Origin of the sequence: Gordonia sp. YY1 (assembly GCF_009872315.1) — a bacterium.
GTDB lineage: Bacteria > Actinomycetota > Actinomycetes > Mycobacteriales > Mycobacteriaceae > Gordonia > Gordonia amicalis.
On record NZ_WXYI01000017.1, the window covers coordinates 62032 to 76723 of the forward strand.

At 67.1% G+C, this 14692-nt stretch carries 12 protein-coding genes and 1 pseudogene; 6 read left to right on the top strand and 7 right to left on the bottom strand.

The genetic code is table 11. From position 1 onward, the window contains the following. Positions 1–5: 5 nt before the first annotated feature. Positions 6–647: an MBL fold metallo-hydrolase gene (locus BPODLACK_RS19025; RefSeq protein WP_159405969.1), complete on the bottom strand. Its 642-nt coding sequence runs from the start codon at positions 645–647 to the stop codon at positions 6–8. Between the two features lie 139 nt (positions 648–786). Between BPODLACK_RS19025 and BPODLACK_RS19030 the strand changes: the two are divergent. The 4 genes and pseudogenes from BPODLACK_RS19030 (at position 787) to BPODLACK_RS19045 (ending at position 4499) form a co-directional block, all read left to right on the top strand. Further along, positions 787–1864: pseudogene (locus BPODLACK_RS19030) on the top strand (oxygenase MpaB family protein). Between the two features lie 81 nt (positions 1865–1945). Further along, the gene (locus BPODLACK_RS19035; RefSeq protein ID WP_024497442.1) at positions 1946–2998 is read left to right on the top strand and encodes a fused (3R)-hydroxyacyl-ACP dehydratase subunits HadA/HadB; all 1053 of its coding nucleotides are present in this window, start codon (positions 1946–1948) and stop codon (positions 2996–2998) included. Positions 2999–3023: 25 nt separating this feature from the next. Further along, positions 3024–3422: an ArsR/SmtB family transcription factor gene (locus tag BPODLACK_RS19040; RefSeq protein ID WP_024497441.1), complete on the top strand. Its 399-nt coding sequence runs from the start codon at positions 3024–3026 to the stop codon at positions 3420–3422. A gap of 3 nt (positions 3423–3425) precedes the next feature. After that, entirely contained in the window at positions 3426–4499 is a 1074-nt protein-coding gene (locus BPODLACK_RS19045) for a cation diffusion facilitator family transporter (protein ID WP_024497440.1), read from the top strand. A 116-nt stretch (positions 4500–4615) separates the two neighbouring features. On the opposite strand, the gene BPODLACK_RS19050 is transcribed toward BPODLACK_RS19045, so the two are convergent. The 6 genes from BPODLACK_RS19050 to BPODLACK_RS19075 form a co-directional block, all read right to left on the bottom strand. Continuing rightward, positions 4616–5038, bottom strand: coding sequence for a nitroreductase family deazaflavin-dependent oxidoreductase (locus BPODLACK_RS19050; protein ID WP_024497439.1), 423 nt, complete (start codon positions 5036–5038; stop codon positions 4616–4618). 714 nt (positions 5039–5752) lie between these two features. Then, the gene (locus tag BPODLACK_RS19055; RefSeq protein WP_159405971.1) at positions 5753–6127 is read right to left on the bottom strand and encodes a hypothetical protein; all 375 of its coding nucleotides are present in this window, start codon (positions 6125–6127) and stop codon (positions 5753–5755) included. Positions 6128–6381: 254 nt separating this feature from the next. Further along, positions 6382–8100, bottom strand: a complete 1719-nt coding sequence (locus BPODLACK_RS19060) for a dipeptide ABC transporter ATP-binding protein (protein ID WP_159405972.1) — start codon at positions 8098–8100, stop codon at positions 6382–6384. After that, entirely contained in the window at positions 8097–8981 is an 885-nt protein-coding gene (locus tag BPODLACK_RS19065; RefSeq protein ID WP_024497436.1) for an ABC transporter permease, read from the bottom strand. Before BPODLACK_RS19065 ends, BPODLACK_RS19060 begins: the two co-directional genes overlap by 4 nt. Further along, positions 8978–10000, bottom strand: a complete 1023-nt coding sequence (locus BPODLACK_RS19070; RefSeq protein ID WP_159405973.1) for an ABC transporter permease — start codon at positions 9998–10000, stop codon at positions 8978–8980. The genes BPODLACK_RS19065 and BPODLACK_RS19070 overlap by 4 nt, the downstream gene beginning before the upstream one ends. Further along, entirely contained in the window at positions 9997–11664 is a 1668-nt protein-coding gene (locus BPODLACK_RS19075) for an ABC transporter substrate-binding protein (RefSeq protein ID WP_159405974.1), read from the bottom strand. Before BPODLACK_RS19075 ends, BPODLACK_RS19070 begins: the two co-directional genes overlap by 4 nt. Positions 11665–11877: 213 nt before the next feature. On the opposite strand from BPODLACK_RS19075, the gene BPODLACK_RS19080 reads away from it, so the two are divergent. Both BPODLACK_RS19080 and BPODLACK_RS19085 read left to right on the top strand, forming a co-directional pair. Next, positions 11878–13260, top strand: coding sequence for an LLM class flavin-dependent oxidoreductase (locus tag BPODLACK_RS19080; RefSeq protein ID WP_159405975.1), 1383 nt, complete (start codon positions 11878–11880; stop codon positions 13258–13260). Next, a complete protein-coding gene (locus tag BPODLACK_RS19085) occupies positions 13257–14456 on the top strand; it encodes an acyl-CoA dehydrogenase (RefSeq protein WP_159405976.1) in 1200 nt (399 codons plus the stop codon). The genes BPODLACK_RS19080 and BPODLACK_RS19085 overlap by 4 nt, the downstream gene beginning before the upstream one ends. Positions 14457–14692 lie beyond the last annotated feature (236 nt).

A 14692-nucleotide genomic window follows, 5' to 3' on the forward strand; every position in this document is an offset into this window, starting at 1 on the left:
CCGCCCTAACGCTGCGCGGCCGAGAGTCCGGTGAGAGCCTGATCGATGTGATCCGGCCATTCCTGGGCGACAATGTGATTCACCGCTGAATCCCCGGCGTACGCACTCGAGATCACCACATCGACGGTCAGTGTCGCCAGCAGACGCAGGCTCTCCGCAAGAGTGTGTGCGTTGCTGAAACTCGGCAGATATCCGGCCGTCCATTCGCCGGATTCGCTCAGGTACAGGGTGTCCCCGGTGAACAGGTACCGGAGGCCGTCGTCACCCGGCACGAGGTAGCACGTGCTGCCGGGTGTGTGCCCGGGTGTCGGGATCACCTCGACACCGTTGTCGTCGACGTACCTTTCGGCGAGCGCTATGTCCACGCGCGCATACCGGCCGATCCGGCCGACCTCGGGGGCGGGAGCGTGCAGCGTCGCCCCGAACCGGTCCTCGATGCGGCCGAGCATCGGTCCGGCCTCATCGTGATGGGACAGGTACTGGTCATCGACGCCACCCAGCTTTTCCAAGTCGGCGAACTCGGCGTCGGACGCCACCGAGTAGAACAACGCGTTGCGGTCCGACGTCCACAGGTAGGCATGCGTGGTGAGGCCGGGGAATGGATTGTCGGTGGCGGTCTCCCAGAGGTCGGGTAGCACCTGTCGCATCGGGGTTCTCCTCGGTGAGGGCGGTCACTTCCACCCACGGTGCAACTTCAAGTGCACTCGAGGTCAAGGAGGCGGCGTGCACCTTCCACCCGACGGGTGATACACATGAGGGAATTCGTCTCAATACTTGGGGGTTCCCGTGTCCGCAGTGCTGTCGGGTCGCTCGACCGACGACGATCCCGCCTTCCCGAGCGCCGTCACCTACGACGCCGCGACGTCCAACCGCCGACTGCAGCGCGCACGCGCCCTTGTCCGGAGGGCGACGGGTAAGGACCTCTACCCCGAGCCCGAGCAGCTGCGCACCTTCGCCGAGGACATGTTTCGCACCGACCCGGTGGCCGAGCGGTTCGTCGACGAGGTCTACGGCACGCTCGGCCCGGAGGCCGCCCGGGCGCTGCTGGACAAAGCACTCACCGACGGGCTCGACAGCATCGAGAACCCCCCGCCGGCGCTGGTCGAACTGTTCGAGGAATTCGAGACGGTTCCCGACTGGGTCGACCCGGAGCTCATCGCGGAGGGCGAGGAGATCTGGCGTCGCTGGGGCACCGGCCTGTTCAGTGTCGCCGGCGGGATCACGCTCGAGATGTACACGGAAGCCGCGGTTGCCAAGCCGCTGTCACTGGCCGGCGGATACGCCGGCGACAACGCGCTACGCCGATTCCTGGAGACGTCCCGGTTCTGGATCGACGTCTCCCAGCCCGGCGCGCTGCTGACCCCGGGGTCGGCCGGACGGGCGACGGCGATGCGGGTCCGAGTGATGCATGTGTGGGTTCGACGCACCGTCGCCAAGCACCCCGAATGGGACGTGGAGCGATGGGGCGAGCCGATCAGTCAGTCGTATCAGCTGCTGACCCTGCTCGGCGGCAGCGTCGTGCCCGCGTCGGCACTGTGGCTGACCGGCGTCCAGACCACGCCTCGCGAGATCCGGGTGCTGTTGCACTATCAGCGCTACCTCGGGCATCTGCTCGGCGTGCGCACCCAGTGGTTCCCCGAGACCATCGCCGACTCGCTACGACATGCCCAATCCGGTCCCGGGTCTCGCGCTGATCCTGTTGCGACTGCCCGCCGTGACGCTCATCGAGACACTGCGCCGGGTCTCCCCGACGTTCCGCCGACTGCACGAGAAGGTGATGTGTCGCCACCGGGAGAATTGGCACCGCTGGCAGTCCTCGGGGCGCCCGGCGGAGTTCGCCCACGGCAAGGGGCTGCGACGCTGACGTCCAGGCCGTGTCGTAGAGCGCGGGACCGGAGGATGCCACGGTTTTGCCTGCGGAACCCGCGCGATTAGCGTTGTCGAAATGACCCAACCCCCGATCACGGAACCGACGGCAGCCGGTGAGGCGCCCGACCTCGAGACGCGCGTCGGCCACTACTACGTCCTCGACGGCTCCTACGAGGTGGGACGCGAGAAGGTCCGCGAATACGCCCGCGCGGTCCAGGACTACCACCCTGCCCACTGGGAGCCGGAAGCCGCTGCTGCCCTTGGATACTCGGGACTCGTCGCACCGCTGACGTTCACCTCCATCCCGGCGATGGCCGCGAACCGGGAGCTGTTTGAGTCCGTGATCGTCGGCTACGACACCTACGTGCAGACCGAGCAGGTCTTCGAGCAGCACCGGCCGATCGTGGCCGGGGACGAGCTCGTCACCGACGTCGAACTGTCGAGCGTGCGCAAGGTCGCCGGCCGTGAGCTGATCACCGTGACCAACACCATGACCGACGCCGCCGGCGAGAAGGTGCACACGATGCACACCACGGTTGTCGGGGTCACCGCCGACGAGGTCGATCCGACTCTCGGCCCCGCGGTGCGCAAGGTGATGATGCACGACGTCAACATCTTCAGCCACGAGGACACCCACCACCTGTACGAGAAGACCGTCCGGCCCGAGGGTGAGATCCGCGTCGCCGACGGCGCGAGCCGTCCGTCCGGCGCGCGCTCCTTCGACGAGCTCTCGGTGGGCGACGAACTGCCGATGCACACCGTCCGCATCTCCCGCGGCGACCTGGTCAACTACGGAGGTGTCGCCGGCGACGCCAACCCCATCCACTGGGACGAGGCGGTCGCCAAGCTCGCGGGGCTGCCCGACGTCATCGCACACGGGATGCTCACGATGGGTCTCGGCGCGGCCTTCGTCGCCTCGTGGTCCGGCGATCCCGGCGCGGTCACCCGCTACTCGGTGCGGCTCTCCCAGACCGTTCCCGTCTCGGCGTCCGACGGCGGCGAGATCGAATTCAGCGGACGCATCAAGTCGCTGGACCCCGAGACCAGGTCCGGTGTCGTCATCATCGTCGCGAAATCGGGTGGCCGGAAGGTGTTCGGTCTCGCGACCATGAACATCCGTTTCGCCTGACCGATCAGAGCGCTACTATCTGCATATGAATGCAGATAAGCATTCACCGGTCGCGCGCTCTCCCATCGCGGAGGATCAGGCGCGGCTGGTGGTCGAGGTCTTCCGGATGCTTGCCGACCCGACCCGCATCCAACTGCTGTGGGCACTGTCCGGCACCGAGATGTCGGTCAGTGAACTCGCGGACGCGGTCGGCAAGCCCGGGCCCTCCGTGTCGCAACATCTCGCCAAGCTCCGGATGGCGCGGCTCGTCCGCACCCGCCGCGCCGGGACCACGATCTTCTACAGTCTCGAGAACGAGCACGTCCAGCGTCTCGTCACCGATGCGGTGTTCAACGCCGAACACGCCGGCCCGGGTGTACCCCCACACCATCGCGGCGATCCCGCACTTCGCGCCGTCGATCCGGGACCGGCCCGGGAGGCGTGAGAGATGACGCATCTGCCTCGCGCCCCCCATCGGCACGACCACCCTGACGATCACGCGCACCGCCATCCGCATCACCACGACCATGCGCACCGGCACGGCTTCCGGGGAATCGTCGCCGAGATCTTCGCGCCGCATTCCCACGACGCGGCCGACAGCGTCGACTCCGCACTGGAGTCCTCGAAGGCAGGCATCCGCGCAGTGAAGATCAGCCTGCTGGTCCTCGGCGTCACCGCTGTCGCACAGGCCGGGATCGTCGCTGCCTCGGGCTCGATCGCGCTGGCTGCCGACACGATTCACAACTTCTCCGACGCCCTCACCGCGGTACCGCTCTGGATCGCTTTCGCCCTGGGCACCCGGTCGGCCACTCGGCGCTACACCTACGGGTTCGGACGCGTCGAGGACCTGGCCGGACTGTTCGTCGTCGCGATGATCGCCCTGTCGGCGTTCATCGCCGGATACGAGGCCGTGGGACGGCTCCTCGATCCCCGACCCATCGAACACGTCGGTTGGGTGGCGCTTGCCGGTCTCGTCGGCTTCATCGGCAACGAGTGGGTGGCGCTGTACCGCATTCGAGTCGGCAGACGCATCGGTTCGGCCGCCCTCGTCGCCGACGGACTCCACGCGCGCACAGACGGTTTCACGTCCCTCGCCGTGCTGCTCTCCGCGGGCGGCGTGGCTGTCGGGATTCCGCTCGCCGATCCGATCGTCGGGCTGCTGATCACCGTCGCCATCCTCGCGGTTCTGCGCACCGCGGTGCGCGACGTCTTCCGCCGTCTGCTCGACGGCGTGGATCCCGACCTCGTCGAGACCGCCGAGAAGACCCTCGCCGAACGTCCGGGGGTGCTGGCCGTCCGTAGTATCCGAATGCGCTGGATCGGACATCGACTCCATGCCGACGCCGAACTGGACGTCGATCCGAACCTACTGCTCACCGAGGCGCACACCATCGCGCACGACGCCGAACACGAACTGACCCATGCCGTTCCGAAGCTCGCCAGTGCGCTGATCCACGCTTATCCCGCACACGGGGATCATCCCCACGGGCAGCAGGAACACACGGTCAACACCCGCCCTTGATGACGAAGCACGGCCGCAGATGACCCGCTGGAGGACATCGGGCGCCACTCGGTGGCCACAACATCAGAGCCCCCGACCGAAGTCGAGGGCTCTGATGCCTGCGGGCTGCAGATGAATCACTCCAGGATGAAGACCGGGATCTCTCGGTCGGTCTTGGTCTGGTACTCACCGTAGGGAGGGAAAGCCGCGACGGCGAGCTCCCACCAGTGAGCGCGCTCGTCGCCGCTGATCTCACGCGCGGTCAGTTCCTTGATCTCGGAACCGTCCTGCACGGTGACCTGCGGATTGGCCTTGACGTTGAAGTACCAGGCCGGATGCTCCGGTGCACCGCCTTTGGAGGCGACCATCGCGTACTTGCCGTCCTCTTCCACGCGCATGAGCGGCACGTAGCGCTTCTTGCCGGACTTCGCGCCGGTGGTGGTGAACAGCACGATCGGACGATCCTGGACCAGCACACCCTCGGTGGTGCCCTGCTCCAGGATCTTCTCGGTCTGCTCGCGGACCCAGCCTTCAGGACTCAATTCTGCGTTGACACTCATGGCCGCAAGAACACTCCGACACCCGTACCTATTCCGCCGTCGTCCGCCGATCGCCGCCGTCTTCGGCGACCGTCTCCGGTGCTGCTCCCGCTCCGGACGCCGGTCGCGACCCGTCGGCAGTCACCTTAGTCTCACCGGTGGACGATCCGTCGTCCACGACCGCCTTCAGGTCCGAACCACCGGAATCCGGCACCGGCTCCTTCTCCGTGGTCGAGGAGTCCGACACTGCCGGCACATCCCCGATCGGGTCAGCACCGGGAGTCGTGTCGTCGGACTGTTCTCCGCCGGGACCCGAGGGCGATCCGCCGTGCTCGCCTCTGGGGCGGGGCCGGGATCGAGGGGCTGGGTGTCCTCGAAGATTCCCGGGTCGGGACCCGGCTTCGTCGTATTGCCCTGATCGTTCCCCGAACCACCGCCGGAACCGGTCACGACGGGGAAGAGAACGATCGTGCTTCCCAGCCAGTCCAGTGTGATCGCTCCCGGCCCATACACCGGGTCGGCGACATTCGAATCGCTGCCGCCGACGATGACGGGTGCGAACCCATAGCTCGAGGTGACCGCGATCCGGTGGGTTCCGGCCGACTGACCGAGGGTGACCCGAACGAAGTCCTTCGTCAACGCTTTCGCGCTGCCTCCCCCGAGCACCACGTCGTCGAGGATGTCCTCCAGCGACCGGTCGCCGGTGAGGAGCGTCCCGGGATTCGTCAGGCCGAACTAGATCTCCTTCTTCAGCCGGTCGTAACGAAAGTCGAATGCGCCCAGAACGTTTGTGCACGCACCAGCCGAGGACGAGGCCGCTATCGCAAGGGCACCGAAGCAGGTGACCGACCCGGTGTCGTCGGCAGACGCCGTCGCGACGCCCAACCCCAGGACGGCGAGGGCGAAGGCGACGTCACCGGCGCTCGGAGACGAGGTTCCGGCGACAGAGCCTGGAAGGAATGCGAACGACGCCCCGTCACCCTGCGCGTCTGGGTGGTTGAGCACGGTCCCGCCGAGGACTCCCTGCGAAACGATCTGGATGCCCGCCACCACCGACGCCGAACCGGTGGCGATCTTCTTGCGGCGTTTGCTCCGTCTCCGAGCAGTCATGAGACAGCGTTTCTCTGTACAGGAAATGCGCACGAGGGATTCTTCGGCTTCCCGACCGAAGCACTGCCAGAGATATACCGGAACAGAGAAAACCGGACATTAACGACACCGGCCTCGCGACTCAGTTGGCCCGATAGTGACGGTTGGTACCACGCGCACCACCAGCACCATGCGCGTTCCGGCTCTCGGCGGCTGTCCCGCCGGCGCGGTTCTGAACGGCACGGCCTCGACGCGATGGGAGCGTGCCGAGGCGTTCAGGCGATGAGCTCACCGCCGTCGACGGTGGGCACCGCGGCGAGCAGTTCACGCGTGTAGGGGTGCTCCGGGTTTCCGAAGACGCGGTCGGCGTCGCCGTACTCGACGACCTCGCCGCCGCGCATCACCAGGATGTCGTCGGCGACGTGGTGGATGACGCCGAGGTCGTGCGAGATGAAGACCAGTGAGACACCGGTTTCCACCTGAAGCATCGCGAGCAGGTCGAGGATACGGGCCTGGATCGACACGTCCAGGGCCGACACCGGCTCGTCGCACACGATCACCGACGGTTCGGGTGCCAGCGCCCGGGCGATGGCCACTCGTTGACGCTGTCCACCGGACAGGTGCAGTGGGTGACGCCATCGGAAGGCATCCGAGAGTCCGACGCTGTCGAGCAGTTCGGAGATACCTTCGTCGAGCGCCTTGCCGCGTAGGCCGCGGGAGCGCAGGCTGTCGCGCAGGATACGTTCGACGTTCCACCGGGGATCGAACGAGCTGAGGGGATCCTGGTAGATGACGGAGATCTGGTGCCGGTTCACCCGACGTTCGACATCGGTCAACGCGCTCCACGGCCGTCCGTTCAGCTCGACGGTCCCCGCGTCGGGGTCGGTGAGTCCGAGGACCATCCGAGCCGTCGTCGTCTTGCCCGATCCGGATTCGCCGACGATTCCCAGCGTCTTTCCTGGGAGGACGTCGAAACTCACACCGCGTACCGCCGGTCGCGCCGTGTTGTGCTTGCCCTCGAACGACTTTCGAAGATCACGGACGCGCAGCGCGGGAGTCGCGTGGGTCCCGGATGCCGCCGTGGGCTCCGGAAGGGTTTCGCCGCTCGTCAGGAGCGTGCCCTTGGAGGTGCGCGACGGCACCGATGCGAGCAGGCTTTCGGTGTATTCGTGCGTGGGGTTGCGCAGCACCTGGTCGGTGGAGCCGTATTCGACGATCTCCCCGTGCCGCATCACCGCGACACGGTCGGCCAGGCGGGCGACGACGGCCAGGTCGTGGGAGATCAGGATGACGCCGTTGCCGCGTGCCTTGGCCTCGCCAAGGACGTCGAGGATCTGAGCCTGGACGGTGGCGTCGAGAGCGGTGGTCGGCTCGTCCGCGATGAGCAGCTTCGGATCCTGGGCGAGGGCCGATGCGATCAGCGCGCGCTGGCGTAGACCGCCGGAGAGCTCATGCGGACGCTGCGCAGCCCGGACGCGGGGTTCGGGGACGCCGACCAGTGTCAGCAGTTCGACGATCTTCTCCTCGCGATCCGCACGTCGGAGGGGCGATCGGCTCCGAAAGACGCCTCCGCCACGGGAATCCGAGTGCGCGGTCAGCGCTTCCCCTATCTCGCTCCCGACGGTACGCAGCTGGTCCAGCGACACCAGGGCATCCTGGAGGACGAAGCCGATCTCACGACCACGCAGACGATGCCAATCCCGGTCCTTGTATCCGAGCATCGACCGTCCGTCGAATGCGATGGTCGCGGCGCTGATCCGGGCACCCTCGCCCGTGAGCCCGATGAGTGTGCGCGCGGTCACCGACTTTCCCGACCCGGACTCGCCGACGATGGCGAGGCATTCGCCCGCGTCGACCGTGAACGAGACGCCCTTGACGACTTCCCGATCACCGAAGGACACATGCAGGTCCCGGATCTCGGCGAGCGGCGCCCGCGTGCCGTCGGTGTCGGCGCCATCCGCCCGTTCCTCGATGGAGCTCGCGACCACGGTCATCGGGTTGTTCCTTCCAGTCGGGCGCCGAGGTGGCGTCCCACGGTGGTGAATGCCAGTGCGGTGATCACGATGACGAGGCCGGGGAAGATCTCCAGCCACCACGCCACCGTGATGTAGGTGCGTCCGGCGTCGAGCAGTGCCCCCCATTCGGGCGACGGCGGCGCGACACCGAGACCGAGGTAGGCCAGCCCCGACGCCCAGATGATCGCCTGGCCGATGCCAAGTGTGGCGGTCACGATCATCGGACGAAGAGCATTGGGAGCGATGTGCTGCACCAGGATTCGCGTCCGCGAGTGTCCCAGCGCGGTCGCCGCCTCGATGTAGGCGGCATTGCGGACCGTCAGGACCTGTCCGCGGATGATCCGGGCATAGCCCGGGGCGATGCCGATCCCGATCGCGAATATCAGTGTGTACGGCCCGGGGCCGAACACCGACGTCAGCAGGAGTCCGAGGAGGATCGTCGGAAAGGCGAACAGAACGTCGATCCAACGATTCGCCAGGGCCTGCGCGATCCGGCCCGAGAGCCCGGCCGTGATTCCCAGCGCCACGGCCAGCAACAGGGCCACGGCCACCGCGCCGAGGCCGATGGCGAGGGACTGCCGAGTGCCGAAGATGATGCGAGTCAGAAGATCTCGACCCGACAGGTCGGTACCGAACGGATGCGCCCAGGTCGGCGGCGACAGCGTCTCGTCGAGGTTGATCGCGAGCGGGTCGTACGGCGCGATCAGCCCAGGTACCACCGCCGCAAGGGCCAGCAGGACCAGCACCCCGAGCGCGGCGATGACGGTGGGCGGCAACGACCACGGCCGCCGTGACGTCTCCGGTAGCGCGGTGACCGTGCTGCGGGACGTCTTGATGGACGGTTTCTGGGTGGTGGTCACGGGACCTCGATCCGGGGGTCGATGACGGTGTACAGGAAGTCCACGAGCAGGTTGGCGACCGTGTAGATCGCGGCGACGAGCACGACGATGCCGCTGACCAGTGGGACGTCTCTCGAACTGGCGGCTGCGACGAGGGTCTGGCCGATGCCCGCTCTCGCGAACACCGTTTCGGCGATGACCGCACCCGAGAGCAGGGCACCCATGGCCCAACCCGAGACGGTCACGGCGGGAATGACCGAGTGGCGCAACACATGTCGGGCACGAACCGACAGATCGCCGAGACCCCGGCTCCGGGCCGTGAGGACGAAGGGCTGGTCGAGTGCGCGTGCGAACTCGTCGCGGGCGATGCTGCCGAGGAATCCGGCGAGGGGAATCGCCAGTGTGAGCACCGGGAGAACCAGTCCGCGCAGCGAATCGCCGCTCTCGACCGGGAACCAGGCGAGGTTGATCGCGAAGACCACCAGCAGGATCGAGCCCAGCCAGTACTGCGGGAGTCCGGCGCTCACGGTCTCGAGCAGGGCGCCGAGCGCGCCGCCCGGCCCACGGCGGCCGGCCGTCAGCGTCGTGGTCACCAGCACCAGGAGCCAGGCGACGATCAGCGCACTGATGGTCAGGACCAGGGTGGGACCGAGCTGGGCGGCGATCACCTCGGTGACCGGCTCGCTCAGCTGGTACGACGTACCGAGGTCACCGTGCAGCAGACCCTGCAGGTAATGCAGATACTGCTGCCAGATCGGATCGGTGAAACCGAACTGATCGTTCACCGGGCCCACCTCGTCGGCCGTGCGTTCCCGGCTCTCGCCCGACGACAGGTTCAGCAGCAGCGTCGCGCGGTCACCGGGTGCAAGCACCTGCAGGAGGAACGTGATCGTCGCGGCCGCCCACAGCACGAACACGGCCGAGCCGAGCTTGCCGAGCCACCGCAACCACACCGCCGAGCCCCTGCGTCGTCGACGCGCGACCGGCCGGCCCGCCGAGCCCGCGTCGACGATCGTCGTCTTGTCGGTCTGAATGGTCATCGCACAAACCTCGCATCCGCGAACACCGGTTCACCCTGGGATTTCTCGACCCACACGTCGTGCAGCTTCGGGTTCGCTGCGATCGAGGTCGTTTGTGTGTACAGCCCGATCGACAGCGCCTGGTCACCGATCAGCTTCTGGGCCTGACTGTAGAACTCGCGCTGTTCCGCGGGGTCTGCCGAGCTGTTGGCCTTCTCGATCAGTCCCTGGAGAGTCGGATCGTTGTAGTAGGCCGTGTTGTGCGGGTTGGGTGAGTCCTCGAGCCGCTGGCGCCAGTTGATGTAGAGCAGGCCGGGAGTCGGACTCGTCCAGTAGCCGACGTAGGCGTCGTAGGTGTCCGGCTTGGCGTAGTTGCCGCCGAAGTACTCGCTCTGCGTCGCCGGGACGAGTTCGATGTCGAAGCCGACGTCGCGGGCCTGGTACGCGATGTTCTGCAGGATCGCCGCGCCCTCGGGTCCGACGATGGCATCGGCCGCGTACACGAGCCGCGCGGTCAGCCGCCGACCGTCCTTGGTGCGGACGCCGTCGTCGTCACGCGAAGTCCACCCCGCCTCATCGAGCAGGGCGTTCGCCTTGTCCGGGTCGCGGTCATACGCGCCGGCGGACGGATCGTAGTCGGGAGTGCTCTGACTGAGGGCGCCGTTCGAATTGAACGGCACCACGCCGAGAAACGCAGTCTCCACCGCCTTCTCGCGGTCCGCGGAGTACGCGAACGCCTGGCGCACCCGGACGTCGTCGAACGGTGCGTGGGCGACGTTGAGCGTGATCGCGTTGGGGCGACCCGGGGTCACGTACTGCTTGGTCTGGAATCGCGTTGTCGCGTCGGCCCAGTTGATGGCCGGGACGTTGTAGATGACGTCGGACGAACCACTGGTCAAGGAGCCGTACCGGAGTACCGGGTCCTTGAGGAACTTCCAGATCACCTTGTCGACGTAGGCCGGTCCCTGATGTCTCGCATTGGCCGGCGCCGAGTTGTAGTTCGGGTTGCGCACGAAGGTGATGCTGCGGTTGCGATCCCAGCGTTCGATGATGAACGGTCCCGATCCGACCGGCTGCGAGCAGTTCGCCTTCTTCCCACGCGCGAGCGCGGTGGGCGACTGGATTCCGAAGTAGCCCTGGGTGAGAACGGTCAGGAGCGGACTGTACGGCTGCTTGAGATGCAGCGCGTAGGTGTTGCGGTCGATGACCTCTCCCCCGGCGTAGTACTGGCCGATGTAGGCCATCACCGTCCCGTTGGGTGCGTCCGGATCGAGGTACTTGTCGAAGTTGGTCTTCACCGCAGCCGCGTCGAGATCGGTTCCGTCGCTGAACTTCACGTCGGGCTTCAGCCGGAAGGTGTAGGTCGTGCGGTCGGGTGAGATCTCCCAGTTCGTCGCCAGCCACGGCACGGGAGTCCCGTTGTCGTCTAGCGAGACCAGGTTGTCGAGGTATTGCCGCGCCAGGTAGGCGTTCTGGACCCAGCCGCCGTGGATGCACGGCGGTTCCTGCTCGTGCCCGTATTCGATGACGCCGCCGTCGACGTAGTCGCCGGCCGCGGCGGGAATGCCCGTCGACGTGCCGTCTCCGGTCGCCGGGCGCTCACCGCACGCCGACAGCAGAGCGGCGGCCGACAGACTCACCGCCAGTAGGGCTCGAGTCCGTCTGGAACGGACAGATCTGAACACGGCAGGTACTCCTCGTTATCGAGAGTCAGGATTCGACAGTGATCGAAAGCGGAAGGGGCGGCGGGCCGGCACGGAAGTCTCGGCACAGCTGAATCAGAACTCTGACCCGCGGTCGTCGTCGTACGGTAACGACCGAAGGCGTCTGCGTCAGGCTTTGCAGTCACCCTGAGCACAACGACACACGAGACGGCGCGCGAACGTACCGTCGTTCGGGTGTCAGAGCCAAAACCCTTGCGTTTCGCCGCCTTTGTGATGAACACGACCTCCCACATCCTGCATGGGGCGTGGCGTGCCCCCGGTGCGCGGCAAACGGACTTCAACTCGCTGCAGCACTGGATCGACCTCGCAAAGACGTTGGAGGAGGCGCGATTCGACTTCGTCTTCTTCGCCGACGTCGTCGGACTCTACGACGATTACCAGGGCGACTGGAAGAAGTTCGTGGACACCGGATTGCAGATCCCCAGCAACGACCCGATCGTTCTCGCGTCCGCGTTGGCGTCACACACCGAGAACCTGGGCATCGCCATCACCAGCTCGATCCTGCAGGAACACCCCTTCGACTTCGCCCGCAAGATCTCGACGCTCGATCACGCGTCCGATGGCCGCATCGCGTGGAACATCGTCACGAGCCTGTCCCAGAATGCCTGGCGCAACTTCGGATACGACGGGATCACCGCCCACGACGACCGGTACGCGTGGGCAGAGGAGTACGTCGACGTCGTCTACAAGCTCTGGGAGGGCAGCTGGGATGACGGCGCGCTGATCCAGGACAAGGACAGCGGCGTCCACGCAGACTTCGACAAGGTGCACAAGATCCATCACGTCGGTGACCGCTACCGCGTCGAGGGACCGCACCTCGTGGCACCCTCGCCGCAGCGCACACCGGTGTTGTTCCAGGCGGGTTCGTCACCGACGGGCCGCCGCTTCGCCGCCCGCAATGCCGAGGCACAGTTCATCGTGTCGCCCACTCCGCAGGCCGCCAAGGGCCTCGTCGACGACACCCGTCGTCTGGCGGTCGAGGCCGGCCGGGACCCTCAGGACATCCAGTTCTTCCAGGGGCTCTCCTTCGTCATCGGCAGCACCGAGGAGGAGGCACGCCGGAAGGCCGCCGAACTCGACGAGTACATCGATCCGAGCACGATCATCGCCCACTCGGCGGGTGGTCTCGGGCTCGATCTCGGCTTCTACGATCTCGACACCCCGATCGGCGAGATCCACACCGAGGGCACGCAGAGCACCCTGCTGTGGCTGCGCGAGGCCGTGCCCGACCGTGAGCCGACCGTCCGCGACCTGGCCGAACTGCGCAGCCGCAGTGGACGGGTCGTCGGCACCCCCGAACAGATCGCGGACCGCCTGGCCGAATGGCGAGATGCGGGCGTCGGTGGCATCAACGTCATCAACGCGACGATCCCGGGAAGCTACGTCGAGTTCGCCGAGCACGTCCTGCCGGTGCTGCGGGAACGCGGACTCGCCCAGCACGACTACGCGCCGGGCACGACGCGACGCAAGCTCACCGGCCGCGATCGCCTGCCCGAGTCCCATCCCGCGGCGGCCTATCGCGGTGCGTTCGCCGAAAAGGTCGAGGTGTCGGCGTGAGCGTGCTGAGCCGTGTCGTCGCGGACCGATCGGCGATCCTGTCCGAGATCGGGGCCGATGCCGCGGTGCGTGAGCTCACCGGCATCGATCCTCACGCCCAGGTGCGGTTGCTCAGTGAAACCGGCTATACCGCTTTGACTCTCGACGACGGGTCCGGTCCCGGGGCCGGCACTCCCGAGCTGTTCGGGTTCCTCATCGATCTGGCACGCGCCGATCCGATCGTCGCCCACATCCTGCGTGCGCACTACTGGTTCGTCGAGCAGATCCGCCGGTTCCCCGACGGGCCCGTGCGCGACCGCTGGGTCGCGGAGATCGCCGCGGGAAAGGTCTTCGGCAACGCGACCAGCGAACGCACCGGAAGCGCGGGTTCGCTGTCGTTCCAGACCGAGCTGGAGGCGGTCGACGGCGGGTGGCTGCTGACCGGGGCCAAGTTCTACAGCACCGGCACCGCGTTCTCGGACTACGTCTCGGTCACCGCGACCGTACGAGGCGGTGAATTCGACGGCAAGATCGCGCGGATCGTCCTGCCCGTCGACCGTGACGGCGTGACCGTCGTCGACGACTGGGACGGGATCGGTCAGAACCGCACGGGTACAGGCACGACCACCCTGGACCGCGTCCCGGTGTCCGCCGACGACGTCCTGGCCTTCACGGACCCGGCGTCAGCCGCTCCGCTGGCGAACGACGGCCCTTTTCTTCAGCTCTACCTACAGGCACTGATCACCGGAATCCTGTTGTCGGTCGGCGATGATGCGACCACGCTGCTGCGATCGCGGACGCGAACGTTCGATCACGCCCCCGTGGATTCGCCGCGCCACGATCCCGTGCTCCTCGGGACCGTCGGCGAGATCGACGCGGCCGCCCACGTGGCGAGGGCCGCCGTCCTCGACGCCGCACAGACGATCGAGGAGGCGTTCGCGCCGGCACGCAGCGGCGAGATCGATCCCGACCTGTTCATCAAGGCCTCGGTGGCGGCCGCGCGGGTGAAGGTTCACGTGGACCGCGTCGGTCTCCGCGCCGCCGCGGACCTGTTCGACGTCGGCGGCGCGTCATCGGCGAGCCGGACCACGAACCTGGACCGGCACTGGCGCAACATCCGCACCGTCACCCTGCACAACCCGACGTCGTACAAGGCCATCGCCCTGGGCGACCTCCTGGTCAACGACACTCCCCTGCCCGCGAACGGGTACTTCTGAGCACAACCCTCGCTCCCGGGAGGCTGAGGCACGGCAGCACCCCCGTCCCGCTCCCTGAGGTGCGAGGAGCGCTGGCGACCGCCCCCGCTCCCTGAGGTGTGAGGAGCGCTGGCGACGAGCCTCGAAGGGCCTGGCGACATTTCCTCGCCAAGCCCTTCGATACGCTCGCAAGCTCGCTACTCAGGGAGCAGAGCCTCACGCGCACAAGCTCGCTACTCAGGGAGCAGAGCCTCACG